Here is a 13883-nt window from a genome sequence, read left to right on the forward strand (position 1 = left end):
CTCATACAACGTATCGCTGGAGGTGGCCACTGTGACCAGTTGTGACGCTTCGCCGGTGGCAAAGGTAACCGTGCCCGCTACGGCACTATGGTCTACAGCAGACCCTGCCGCCGTGCCATCGGTAAAGCTGTAGGCCACCGTCTGATCGGCTTGAGCATCTCCATCACGGGTGATGGTAAAGACCAGATCACTCCCCTCCGCCACCGACGCATCGGTCACGGAGAAGGTGGTTTCATCGTTGCTGTCATCGGTGATCACACCGGTTGCCGTCGCCACAGAGATGTGTGAACCGGTAGAACCATTGCTCAAGCTGATGGAAAACTGCTCATCCCCTTCGTAAAGAGTGTCACTGGAGGTTGCAACGGTCACCAGTTGTGAAGCCTCACCTGTGGCAAAGGTTACGGTACCACTGGCAGCTGAATGATCCACAGCGGAACCATCTGCACTATCATCGATAAATCCATAGGATACCGTTTGATCCGCCTGTGCATCACCATCGCGGGTGATGGTAAAGACCAGATTACTACCTTCAGCTACTGAAGCATCCGCCACAGAGAAGGTGGTTTCGTCCTTAACATCATCAAGGATCAATCCCTCCTCGGTTTCAATATTAATCTTCCCTTCACTGGTTCCCACCAAAGAGATGGAGAATCTTTCATCACCCTCATAAAGGGTGTCGTCAAGGGTGCTGATGATGACCTCTTGAGAGAGCACACCAGGGGCGAAAAAAACATCCCCGTTGAGCGCATCATAATCCGACCCGTTATCGGCACTGTCATCCACTAACTCGTACTCGACAACCGCACCAACCTGCGTCTCTCCTTCACGATAGATTGTAAAAACCAGATCCCCCCCCTCGGCAATGGTTCCGGCTTCTACTCCAAAGGTGGGAATACCTAGCTCTTCCCCAAAATCCAAATTGAGACCATCAATCACCTCACCACCGTCTTGATCTTCATCAGCATTGAGAGCCGTATCACCAAAGAGATCCGCCATCTGTTGATCAGATGCCGACAACGCACCCATTTTGGCCGCATCTCCAGATCGGGTACCCTCTGCGCCGATCAGTGAATTGTCCTCACCCTGAACATCTTCACCCTCTGTACCATCTACGCTTCGCGAAGTGCGTTGATTCTGATCATCTCCCTGAGGTTCCTCTTCGCCCTGATCATCATCTTGATTATTCTCATTAAAATTTGTCAGTGGCGGTAGTATTTCCAGCGGATTTGCGGGAAGATCTAAGGTCTGAGCATTGGTAAAGTTGCTCAACACATCGATCATTGTGCTCTGCAGTGCTTGGGAATCCTGATTATCCCCCACCCCTTCCGCCGCTGTCAGCACCTGTGTGGCTAAATTCTGGCTTTGAGCCTGAGGCACACCGAGATCGACCAACACCTGGGTAATATCCGCTTGACCGGTATTATTCTCCGATGCAGGATCCAGCAAAATAGCGAGATAGGCTGCTAAATCCTGGACAGCTGCATCATCCTGAGCAGCTTCTGTCTGTACACTCTCTTCAGCCATGATGATCTATCCACTTCCCCAAAAACATCCCTATTTCATTGATTATATATGTTGCACTGGATGAAGCCTGTTTAATTGGACTTGGCTTCCATCACTGCGCTGAGGTTAAGCCTACCCACCGCGTGCAACAGTTCAAAGATAGCCACCTGCTGCTCAACACGGGCAGAATAGAGTTCACTTTCTGCATTAAGCAAATTGGTCTCTCCACTGAGAAGATCCAGTAAGGAGCGGGTTCCCAACTCACGCTCCTTGCGGGCCAGCTCCAAAAATGCCACATTTCGGTTTAGCTGCTCGGTCAAATAGACAAGATTTTGGGAGCTGGTGTGATATTTTGACCAGGCATCCTTAACCTCCCTAGAAACCCGTTTTAGTACATTATCTAATCGTTTCTCTTGAGCCATGCGGTTGGAGCGGGCCTTCCACAAATCTGATTTGGCACTTAAGCCAAGATCAAAAGAGTAACTTGCTTCCAAAGTTCCTAAATACTCCTCTCGACTTCCCACAGTACCTGATGGATTTTCTGAAGCGCTGTAGCCTGTTACCAATTTAAAAGAGGGGAAAAAACCACTTGCCCTAGCCTCGACCACCTGCTTGTCCCGTTGATTTAAGGCATGGCGGGAAAATTTCAGCTGCAAACTATTATCTGCAGCTAACTGCAATGCAGCATCCAGATTTTCAGGCAATTCAGGAAAACGCTCCTCTGCCAGCATTTTCAACTCATCTACAGGTTCTGAAAATAGTTCAAAATAGCTATTGTTAGCCTGTTCTAACTCACCTTGTTGGCGTACTTCTCGAGCAAGAGTGCCTGCCAACTGCGCTTGAGCTTGTAACAAATCAGCCCCAGAACCACGACCAGATTTCATCCGCTTGCGCTCAAGCTCTACCTGCTCCTTGACATTAAGCGTAGAACGATGGGCATAGAGCAGCAGATTCTTAGCCCGCAACAACCCCAGATAGCTGCGCGCCCCCTCCAAAATCAGGTCCTGGCGGGTGATCTCAAGAGCAGCCAACGAACTCTGATGATCAATGGATTTCACTGCAATTTGAGCATTGGTCGCACCAAAATCCCACACCAGTTGGGTCACTGAGACCGAAAGCTTATTGGTCGTGTCTTCAAAATCTGTCGAGTAAGCACGATCATGCCGCTCTCTCCCTGTATAAGCGGTAAGATCAACTTGGGGCGTCCAAGCTGCTTTGGCACTGTCGATCCCATAATCGGCTGCCATCACATCGGCCTGTGCCGCTTCAATCAACGGGTGGCTCGCCAGTAGTTGATTAAGAGCACTTGGCAAGCTCTGTGTAAAACCCTGTTTTGGAGTAACTAAAAACACTCCAAAAAAAAGCAGCAAAACAATCAAACGATTCATATCGAAAAACATCCATAGCTGAGTGTGGTAACGTCTAAAACTGGATGACCACATTTTCTTAAAAACTCAAGGTTCTCAAATATCTAAGAACTTTGTTTCTTGGTGTGCATTGGTGACGGATTTTTTAGCATTCTGCCTATTTTCTTGTGTAGTGGAGATACGGCAGATCATGAATGGCTTTAATCAGGCACAATGCAGAGCACACCTGACAGTTCGGCGTCTAAAAAACTTACGCCTACCCACTGATAAAGTAGTATTGAACGACACCAACTGTGGAGAAGGCGGTGTCGTTCAACTAGCAGCGTCCTACTATACAAAAAAAAAGAGAACCCAACTTACCCCCCCATCTCAAAGCGTTACTCGCATGTCTCAAATCACGCTTATCTATGCAAACACTGAAAATTAAAACGTAAAATATAATGACTGAGAAGGAGAACATCCTTCGTATTGAACTTTGATCCTGAAACGAGTATTCAAAACCCATGGACAACAAGCATGCCGGATCCACTGTTCCCCTCACCAAAAAGTCCGCAGAAAGTAAACTACACAGCACACTGCAGAAGATTGTGGAATACCTTACCCAAGATGCCTTGAGTGAAGCAGAGCACGTTTTAAATTCAGTTACGGCGGATCATATTGAGCACCCCGACGTGCTCCACTTAAATGGCATGCTTGCATTAAAAAGCCAACAACCGGGCAAAGCAGTAACGTGGATAGAAAAAGCGCTTAAACACTCTCCAGATGAAGTGCTGTTTCATAGTAATCTTGCCGCAGCAAACAACCAGATCCAAAACTGGCCCAAAGCTATAGCAGCCGCCCAAAAAGCTTTGGATTTAGATAGCCACCATGCCGATGCCCACTATGCAATGGGTTTAGCGCTGCATCGCCAAGGTCAGTTGACAGCAGCGGCTGCCAGCTATCGTCAGGGTTTATTACGTAAACCAGCCCGCCCATCATCCTTGGCAGACCTGGCTGCTGATTTGATGGAATCTAACCAACTAGAGGAGGCCATTTTTTTTCTTCAACAGGTCCTTACCCAGCAGCCTGATCATCTGAGCGCACAGATTAATCTGGCTGTGGCGTGGCAAAAAAAAGGGCAACCTTCCCAAGCTTGCGCTTTGCTGGAACAAGCCAATCAGCACCATCCCAATCACCAAACGATTATCTCTAACCTAAGCGTATTATTGCTCCTTCAAGAACGCTTTGCAGAGGCTGCGGCACTGCTTCTACAAGCACTTTTGCAGAACCCTAATAGGGTTGAGTGGCATTTCACCCTGGGCCTAAGCCTCCATCGTCAAGGCAACATGACAGATGCCATAACCCATTATGAACATTGCATACGCTTATACCCAGATCATGCTCTTGCCCACTACAACCGTGGACTCTGCCAACTGACATTGGGACGTTTGAAAGAAGGATTTCAAGGTTACGAGTGGCGTTTTCAGGCAGGCAAAGTCACCCCACCAAAATTGCAGGGAGAACTGTGGAGTGGAAAGCCAGATACGCAGAAGGTATTACTTGTTTATGCAGAGCAGGGCTTAGGGGATACACTTCAATTTGTTCGTTTTTTACCCGAACTTCAACCTCTGTTTAAGCAGGTGGCACTGGTTGCCCCTGAATGCCTTTTTCCCCTGTTCCAGAGGATGCAAGGGATTGAACTCATCCCACAGGATCACTGCGCCCAATACCCTTGTGATGTTCATACATCACTCATGAGCCTGCCCAGCCGCATACCTACCTTGCTGGAAGATTTTGGCAATCCTCCCCCCTACCTGAGCATTCCACAGCAATATGTTTCGTCTGCAATCAAGTCGGTACAAGATAGCAAGGGTTGGAAAATCGGTCTGGTTTGGCGCGGCAGCCGTCATCATGAACATGATAAAAAACGCTCACTTAAGCTACAAGATTTGTCTCCGTTATTTGAAATCACCACTTTGGATTTCTTCAGTTTCCAGATGGATGCACAGGCATGGGAATGGAACAGCATAAAATCGGGCTGGCGCATTAAGCCTATGCCCTTGGACGACACCGACATGGCGCGGATGGCTGCCGGTGTGATGCAGATGGATCTAGTGATCACAGTAGATACAGCCATAGCCCATTTGGCTGGTGCTTTAGGCAAGCCAGTTTGGATTCTATTGCACACCCCACCAGAGTGGCGCTGGCAACAGCAACTAGAAAACTCACCATGGTACCCAAGTGCGCGACTTTTCCGACAACAGCAAGAGGGAAGCTGGTCTGAGGTCATTGAAGAGGTTTCAACCACTCTTACAGCCTTGAGACATAACCAAATATCTCTTAATGATTTTAGCGCCCAACACACGACTTATGTGGACACAACGCCATCTGATCCCGTGCGTGTTTTGCAACGTAAAGGAGAGCAAGCCTTTGCACACAAACAATGGCATGAGGCATTAAATTATTATCAACAGATACACCAGTATCAACCAGATCATACGCAGCATATCGAAATGCTTGCGACACTCTGCTTAAAACTCAAGCAATTTTCGCAAGGACTTCAATATATTCAACATGGCCTGTCCAGAGATCAAACACAGGAACAGCTCCATCACATCCAAGGCATCATACTGGCCGAACAAGGCAATCTTCGGCAGGCTTTGGCCAGCTTTGAACGTGCTTTGGATATTGCCCCTCACTTCGCCGAAGTACACCACAATCGAGGCCACGCTCTACGCAGGCTCAAACACACAGATGCCGCACTGCAAGCGTACCATTCAGCCGCCACATTAGACCCGGAATCCTACACCTGCCTGCTGCATATTGGACATCTACAGATGCAGCGCAAACAACATGAAAAAGCCATTGCTGCTTACCAGGGGGTTTTAGCCTTTGTGCCGGATCATTACACTGCGCACCTAAACCTAGCATTGGCGCTGAAAGCCTGCAAACGCTATGAGCTGGCCATACACCACGCTAAAACTTCCTGCCGCCTACGCCCGGACCAAGCCAGCCCCTATATTAATTTAGGGGCCATTTACAATGCACAAGGACGCACCGAAGACGCTATTCAGATCTATCAGAAGGCGCTGTACACCGATGGCGGAAGCGCCATGGCTCATGTGAATTTAGCCTCAACTTATTTGGATCAAGGGAACAACCAAAAAGCCATGCAGTTGCTAGAACGCGCCACGGCACTGGATCCTAATTATGCCGAAGCTTATCTGCATCGATCTTTTGAGCACTTTCGAACACGTCGCTGGCGGAATGCCTTTCTAGACTATGAGTGGCGTTGGCAGACCAACCGACTGAGTCAACGCCGCCTGGGCAAACCGGTGTGGGATGGCCGCGCCGCTCCCAATCAAACCCTTTATGTCTGGGTAGAACAGGGCATGGGAGATACCTTCCAATTCCTGCGTTATCTGCCCCTGATTCGTACCATGGTGGGGCGCATTATCTTAAGCTGCCAAAAACCAATGGTTGGCCTGCTACGGCAGATGAAGGCACTGGACACCGTTATTGCCATTGATGAAAAGCCTCCAGCCTTTGATCAACACATTTCATTATTGAGTGTGCCATCACGGCTATTGGGACTGGTAGATACCCCACCAACCACCATTCCCTATTTGGCCCCTTCTACAGAACGGGTGCGTTATTGGGCACAGCGACTGGCTGCTATAGATGGCTTTCGAATTGCTGTCGCTTGGCAAGGAAACCCTGCCTTTCCCAATAATGAAAATCGCTCTTTCCCTGCGGCACAACTCCTTCCCGTAGCCAACCTTCCCAATGTCCACCTTATTGCCATACAGGTGGGGGATGAGGCATTGGCTCAGCTTGAACATCTGCCGCCCAATGTACCAATTATTGGTCTAGAACCAGGCCTACAGGATTTTGCGGATACTGCTGCAGTGATGATGAATGTGGATCTGATTATTACCGTAGATACCGCCTTGGCCCATCTGGCTGGTGCTTTGGGTCGTCCTTTATGGCTGGCGGTGCATGATACTGCGGACTGGCGCTGGGTCGATGGTGCCGAAGATAATCCCTGGTACCCTACTCTTCGCATCTTCAAACAGTCCAAGCCCAAAGTATGGCAGACCGTATTCCTGGAGATCCGACGCGCACTGCTGGCCCATTTAAAACATGCTGCGCCGCTCTTGTCATCAAAACCCCTGGAACTGGAATCAAATCCAACTGCACTGGATTCAATGGAAGATTTCATACCACGATTTTTGGAGGCCATCCAACAGCTAGAGCGCTTCCCCGATGCCGAGATCGAGCCAATGTTTACGGAACTGTGTACCTATGCACCGCACTATCCACCACTACTCCATCTCGAAGGTTTTTCAGCTTGGCGCCAAGGGGTACACGACTTAGCCTTTGAAAAACTCAGTCTTGCAGTAACTTTAGCGCCCTGGTGTGCCACCTACGTTTCCCACCGAGGTCTTCTTGCCCATGAACTGGCACGTGCGGCTCAGGCTGAAGCAGATCTCAAACAGGCCATTAAACTGGAACCTGAAGAAGCAGAACATCATTTTAACTTAGGAAATTTCTACAAACAAAACAACCAACTGGATCACGCACAACAGGCACTGAACAGAGCACTTAAAAAACAGCCCACTCATTACAAAAGCATCGTCAATCTAGGAAATATCTTATTGCAGCAAAACCTTGCCCAAGAAGCCGTTGCGCACTACTCCAAGGCCATATCCCTGCAGCCAGACACCCCATCCGCGCATTTCAATCTGTCACGGGCCCAACTCATTCAAGGACACTGGCAGAAAGGTTTTGCCGCCTATGAATGGCGTTGGCGCATGCCTAATATTGGGGTACGCCAGTTACCCTGGCCTCATTGGGATGGCACCCCAGACCCAGACGGTCATTTGTATCTACACAGTGAACAGGGGTTTGGTGACCTAATTCACTTTATCCGCTTTCTACCTTTGGTCACCCGTTACTTCAGACTGGTAAGCATTTCAGTGCCAGTAGAAATTCTACCGTTGTTTGCCACGCTTCCACTACAGATCAATTGGCTGGAGAAGGACCATACACCAGAGCAGGCCACCTGTTTTTGCTCTCTTTTGAGCTTGCCTTTCGTGCTGGGATTAAGTGATGCCCAAGTTGAAGCTTCCTGGCAGGGACCCTATCTATCTCCTCCACTTTCTTATTCAGAAAATAAGGATTTACAGGGTGAACAGAGCCTAAAAAAAGTTGGCCTGTGCTGGCGAGGGAAGTCCACGCACAGTAATGATGAGAAACGGTCCATGCCATGGGACAAACTGGAGCCGCTATTCGATCAAGCAGGGTGGCAATTCCATGACCTGCAATGGGATGCCCCGAATCTCGCCAAACCTGACGAACCGGGTCGACATGACCGACTAATAGGCCATTTACCCTGGACAGACTTTTTGCAACTGGCGCAAGCTATCGACTCACTTGATCTTGTCATCAGCGTAGACACGGCAACCGCCCATCTGGCTGCTGCCATGGGTAAGCCCGTATGGTTGTTGCTTGCCCATCATCCAGATTGGCGCTGGGCGTTGGATCACAAAACCACACATTGGTATCCTACGATGCGTCTATTCCGTCAACCTCAGCCCGGTGCGTGGGATAGCGTTATAGAGGCAATTACAGACACTCTCACAACCCTTGGATCTGACACCCTTTGAAACTGAGGTGGGTACACTTTTTTGGACACCCATTCTGAGGGAGAATAGGACGCCCGCATAGAGGAGGCATCTTGATGAGCAAACGACAATTGCAACGGTATACCCAAGAATTCAAGGATCGAGCCGTTGAGCTGATGAGCAGCACGGATCAATCCGTGCCTGAGATTGCTGAGCAGTTGGATGTCAATCCAAAGAACCTTTACAACTGGCGAGCACAAGCGCAGGCCAAGAAAGTAGGTGGTAAATCGCCTGAGATGGTTTCGCTCCAGAATGAGAACAAGCAACTGCGTAAAGAGTTAGCCCGGTTACAAGAAGAGCAAATCATCTTAAAAAAAGCCGCCGCGTACTTTGCCAAGGACATCCAGTAAAGTACGCTTTTATCCAGCAGCAAAGGCGTTACTATTCAATAGAACACTTTTGCTGCGTGCTGGGTGTCTCTAAGAGTGGCTATTACGGCTGGCTCAACCGGCGAGAATCAGCCAGTGCAGAGGAAAACAGGCTTTTAGGAGAGTGGATAGTTAATATCTTCCATGGAAGCCGAGCAGCCTATGGTTCCAAGCGTCTACAGCGCTGTTTGATTGAGCAAGGTGTTCGCATCAGTAGGAGGCGAGTTGCCAAGATCAAACGTAAGCAAGATCTGGAATGCAAAGCCCAACGATGCTTCAAGGTTATCACGACAGATTCCAGTCACTCTTTACCCGTGGCTCCGAACCACTTGAACCGTGAATTTACCGCTGAGCGACCAGATCAGGCCTATGTGGGCGATATCACCTACACTGCGACCAAGGAGGGCTGGCTCTATCTGGCTGTTTGGATAGACCTTTATTCGCGTAGTGTTGTTGGATGGTCTATGGCTGACCATATAAAAGCATCACTGGTAACGGACGCCTTAAGAATGGCCTATTTCAAGCACAGGCCACCCGTTGCTTGATGGGTCCATAGCGATAGAGGAAGCCAGTACGCATCCAACCTCTTCACCGGTTTGCTCAAGGAGAAGGGATACCTCCAAAGCATGAGCCGTCTTGGAGAGTGCTGGGATAACGCACCAGCTGAGAGCTTTTTCGGCACATTAGAAGACAGAGTTGATCGGAGACCTGGTTTTCAGTTCTCATAAGCAAGCTAAACAGAGCATCTTTGAATACATTGAGGTGTTCTACAATCGCCAGAGGAAGCATTCAACCATCGGCTATATGACCCCTGAACAGTGTGGTCTGGCATTCTCAGTTTCTGCGTAAAAAACCGTCCAGAAAAGTGTTGCCCCATCAGTCTGTTATTTAGCCACAAAACGGACCTCGACCGTTTATGGAAGAGAAAGAGAGAAAAAAGGGCCGGATATGGACCGTGGAAGGTGCATGCTGGTCTTGTTGCAGGGGCAGAAAGGTTTCCACGGTATCACTGTAACCATTGGTGAAATGTAGAAACGAAAAAGCCACCCGAGAGGGTGGCTTTTCGTCGGAGTATCCTCTCCGCAGGTATCTTGGTGGAGCAAAAGCTACTGGAATCAGAAATTCTGAGCATTTTGGGCAGAAAGTTTGATCCCCTATTGATCAGCAAAATAAGAGATGATGTTCACCCGGTCGGTTTTCAATCTTCTTAAGATCAGCTAATCCAATGTCACGAACCCCAGGACGGACTCATCAAGTCCTATTAGCGTGAAACAGCGTGATTTCTATTTTCACCACTCATTTAAAAGTGCAACCTCCGCTTTTACAGTATGGTGGGGCGTGGTCGCCTATATTTGGCCCGCCCAATTCTTACAAAAACAAAAACGTTGCCTTCCCGCTGGCGCCACTGCCCATCTGTTTATGTTAGAACAGGGTTATAAACGTGATTAGATCCAAAGAGAATAGGGAAACTGGCCAGAACAGAATTTTAACCATCAGGTGATCATCTTGATGTAACCAGCGTGTTATTCTATTTCCTTCTGACAGGCAATAGTGTGTATTCAGGGTCAAGAATACTATTATAGAGTAAATCAGAACATAGAAATACTCTATGTAGAAAAACTCGCTAACAGGATAGTTTTCCCTTAAAGAACTGTGGGCAATGATAACTGTAAACAGAAGCGCTGAATACGCCCCATAGACACTCAACACATTAAAGCCAGAAACATCCTGTGTCTCACTACTCAAGGTCGTCGCCATTAGAATGGCAAACAAAAGAGCCATAACCACTAACATCGGCACGAGAAAGATAATAAGTGGGTTTAAAATCTCCCTTTTAACAAGGATATTGAAGTTCAACTCAGGAAAAGCCTCTTGCCCCGCATACTCACTCAAGCCAAAATTGGTATCGTAATCATGAAAATCATAGGAATAGTAAGTATTCAATATATTCCAACCAGCCAGGGCAATACTATCGTCAATCCCAAAGATATCCATGACGTCAGTTGACTTGTAGCTATCAAGAGCTGGTGTCAACACCACGTTATCTGCAAAATCGTTATGCCACATACGCAGATGAACGGTTTTGTAATCAAAAGGAAAATCCTTATAGCTATAGGACTGTCGGATATTTCTTTCAAAGTACCAGCCTATAGTTTCTGAGGAACCTACCCGTTTTCTATAAACCTCTTCTTGCACGGCTGTATCAGCAGAATCAATGGATTCCGGCAAGACAAAGCCTCTTGAAATTCCATCATGCACGCCGTCGGTATATGTTTGCCAGATATAGCCGGTCAGACTTACTTCAGACGCACTTTCAAAGCGAACAGATTGAATAAATAGCCCTGTTGGCACCACTTTAAGCGGCCAATCGTTCTTTACACTGGTCAAGCGCCACTTGGTGAGACTCTTATGAATGGATGCTTCATTCATAAGCTCTTTCGCGACTTTTCCGTCACCTGAAAGAACTTTCAAGTCTCGCAGATGATCAAGACTATAGAACATATACATTAACAATAGTGACAAAAGAAGAGAAGCCGTTGAAGAAAAAGCCCAGTATCGCTTGTGCGTATTTTTCATTTTAGACTCCTGATGATTCTTAACGTTTGATATCACAACTATTGCAACTTTGGTCGTGTCGCCGACAGGCTGACATTGTGTTTATTTACCGTTAGAGTTGGGCCATCTGACAACACATGAATGTGGATGAGATCATGGCTCTAATGGCATCTTGTTGTTCTCCAATCAGTCACTCTGCAAGGCTCTCAACACAAGATCATCTCTTCCTTTAGCCTGCTCTACAACCGCTCCAGATAGGATTTGGTCTTCGATTTTATGCCTTGGCGCAATCAAACTCACAACAGCACAATTGCTGAGCATGTTATTCATCGCCCGCAGCGGTTCCAATAGAGGATCAATGATAATCAACAGCGTCAATACCACCTCTAAAGGCAAGCCAAGCGGCGTTAACACGAGGCCTAACTGACACAAAGCCGTGATGCCGCTGGAGCCGACAGAAGCAACACCAGCTAAGATTGAGCCTATGATACTAATCAGCCACGGCTCCCATGCCAGAGTTAAATTGTAGAGTTGACTGACAAATACGGATGCAATGGCAAAATAGAGTATGTAGGCGTTGCGACAAATCGTAATGCCTAAAGGAATTCCCCCCCCATACTGCGATGCCCCATGCGCAGATAGTACTTCATCCCTTCGATGGCTGAGGGTACGGCGCCAAAGCTGTTACTGGCAGCAAGACTGATCAGTATAGGTTCCCGCATGTTGTACAGAACCCCGAAAACCGACTGCCTGCTACGGACAGAGAGCATAATCAAGAAAACAGCAAAGAGAAGCAGATCTGCCACCACTACGCTGATGGCCAGCTTTGCCAATACCTGTATCGCTTCAAAGCTCACACCACCAATTTGACCAGCCAAAAGACAAATAAGAGCGATAGGAAGTGGGACCATCAACCACTGCATTAGGTACACAAAAGCTTCATTGATATTACTTAAAAGCTGAGTTAACAGACCGGTCTTATGGGAACTCATAGCGCCAAAGACCAGACCAAGCAGCACAGAAAAAAAGCAGACCTTGGGCACATCGTCGCCACTCATGGCAGCAAATAGGTTATGGGGGATAACTTTATCAATCAGCACAGCTACCAACGTGCGACCGGATTCCACAGACTGATCTTCCAGAAGCTTTATGGAAGCTTCTGGCATATAGGGTGATTGCTGAATGATCTCACCGATAGCTGAGCGTTGGCTTTGGTCTAAATTGCCTCCGGGATTACCCAACACCCCGACGCAGATCCCTATGAATGCGACTAACACAAAAAGGACCAGATAGAGAAATAGCAATCGCCTCAGAATTTTCCGGCCTTTGGCACTGTGCAAAAGCTTACCGAGGTTAATGGAAATAGAGCTCAACAGAATGGGGATGACACATAAGGTGACTAGATTGATATAGATCAACCCAACTGGCTCCAAGTAAGGAATCGCACCTTTTTCGTATAGGCCGATGTAGACCCCAATGAAGACGCTGATCATCAAGGTCCAGGGAGAAGTAAGAAAATTAGTCACATCCTCCCCCCTATCAGCTCTAAAGTACGTTGATTGTGGCTTACATTTTTGGGCATGTGGTTCTGGATGATCTCCTCCGGACTAAACCTCATGAAGCCACCATTTTCCAAATACAGATTAATCAGGGATAAAAGGTGGGGGTGGTTAAGGTTCACCGCAATGACGATGGCATCTTTCAGGTCTTCCAGGACAACCGTTTTTAAGGTAATGGAGAGATTTGGCCGAGCGGAAATGATCTTTTTAATCTCCAACTCATCCCGATAGGCTGCCAGGATTTGTCCTTGAGAAACTGCCTTCAACGCCCCATCCCAGGCCTTAAAAGGAACAACCTCCATGTGAGGAAAGTACGTTTTGGCAAACTGTTCATAGGAGGACCCGCCAATCACCCCTAACCGGCCCTTTGTCTGCCGCAGCCATTGCCCGAGGGGCTGATTACGAGCCTGTTGTCTGGATAGGTGTTGGCGGTTAATCAACAAGCCTTGCCGCATAACCAAATAAGGTTTTGAAAAGTTAACCCGAAGGGCCCGTTTAAAGGTTCGACTAATTTTAGACAGGGCCAAGTCCGCTTTTCCTTGAGCAACGCTTTCCACTAAGCCATTAAATGAACTAGGCTCTCTAACAAAAACTACCTTGACGCCCAACAGCGCTGCAAATCCCTTGATGAGATCCACATCAAACCCTTGCAGCACGCCCAGTTCATCTTTGTAGTAAAAAGGGGGCGTGTCTCTGTGGTAGATGGCCACACGCAGATAGCCACGCGCCTTAATCTGAGTAACCTCATCTTGAGCGATTTGCGTCTGTATCTTCTCGGGGCCCTCAGTTGTATCGAACTGGGCATGGGCTGCGAATAAATCACCAGAGATAATAATGCACAGCACCGCTGAAATGAGCGCGACT

At 48.0% G+C, this 13883-nt stretch carries 7 protein-coding genes and 1 pseudogene; 2 read left to right on the forward strand and 6 right to left on the reverse strand.

What is annotated here, in order from left to right; translation table 11 throughout:
• On the reverse strand, window positions 1-1524 hold a 1524-nt coding region (locus V5T57_RS00005), incomplete at its 3' end, for a Calx-beta domain-containing protein (protein ID WP_332889091.1).
• 71 nt (window positions 1525-1595) lie between these two features.
• Window positions 1596-2891, reverse strand: coding sequence for a TolC family protein (locus V5T57_RS00010; RefSeq protein ID WP_332889092.1), 1296 nt, complete (start codon window positions 2889-2891; stop codon window positions 1596-1598).
• 482 nt (window positions 2892-3373) lie between these two features.
• Between V5T57_RS00010 and V5T57_RS00015 the strand changes: the two genes are divergently transcribed.
• Together V5T57_RS00015 and V5T57_RS00020 are read left to right on the forward strand one after the other, a co-directional pair.
• The gene (locus V5T57_RS00015) at window positions 3374-8518 is read left to right on the forward strand and encodes a tetratricopeptide repeat protein (protein ID WP_332889093.1); all 5145 of its coding nucleotides are present in this window, start codon (window positions 3374-3376) and stop codon (window positions 8516-8518) included.
• Window positions 8519-8592: 74 nt separating this feature from the next.
• Window positions 8593-9753, forward strand: a pseudogene (locus V5T57_RS00020) (IS3 family transposase).
• 573 nt (window positions 9754-10326) lie between these two features.
• Here the strand turns inward: V5T57_RS00020 and V5T57_RS00025 are convergent.
• The 4 genes from V5T57_RS00025 to V5T57_RS00035 form a co-directional block, all read right to left on the reverse strand.
• Complete coding sequence (locus tag V5T57_RS00025) at window positions 10327-11481, reverse strand: ligand-gated ion channel (RefSeq protein ID WP_332889094.1); 1155 nt, start codon at window positions 11479-11481, stop codon at window positions 10327-10329.
• A 165-nt stretch (window positions 11482-11646) separates the two neighbouring features.
• A complete protein-coding gene (locus tag V5T57_RS20810) occupies window positions 11647-12066 on the reverse strand; it encodes a cation:dicarboxylate symporter family transporter (RefSeq protein ID WP_442918155.1) in 420 nt (139 codons plus the stop codon).
• Window positions 12057-12986, reverse strand: a complete 930-nt coding sequence (locus tag V5T57_RS00030) for a dicarboxylate/amino acid:cation symporter (protein ID WP_332889095.1) — start codon at window positions 12984-12986, stop codon at window positions 12057-12059. Before V5T57_RS00030 ends, V5T57_RS20810 begins: the two co-directional genes overlap by 10 nt.
• A complete protein-coding gene (locus V5T57_RS00035; RefSeq protein ID WP_332889096.1) occupies window positions 12983-13864 on the reverse strand; it encodes a substrate-binding periplasmic protein in 882 nt (293 codons plus the stop codon). Before V5T57_RS00035 ends, V5T57_RS00030 begins: the two co-directional genes overlap by 4 nt.
• Window positions 13865-13883 lie beyond the last annotated feature (19 nt).

Origin of the sequence: Magnetococcus sp. PR-3, from assembly GCF_036689865.1 — a bacterium.
Lineage (GTDB): Bacteria > Pseudomonadota > Magnetococcia > Magnetococcales > Magnetococcaceae > Magnetococcus.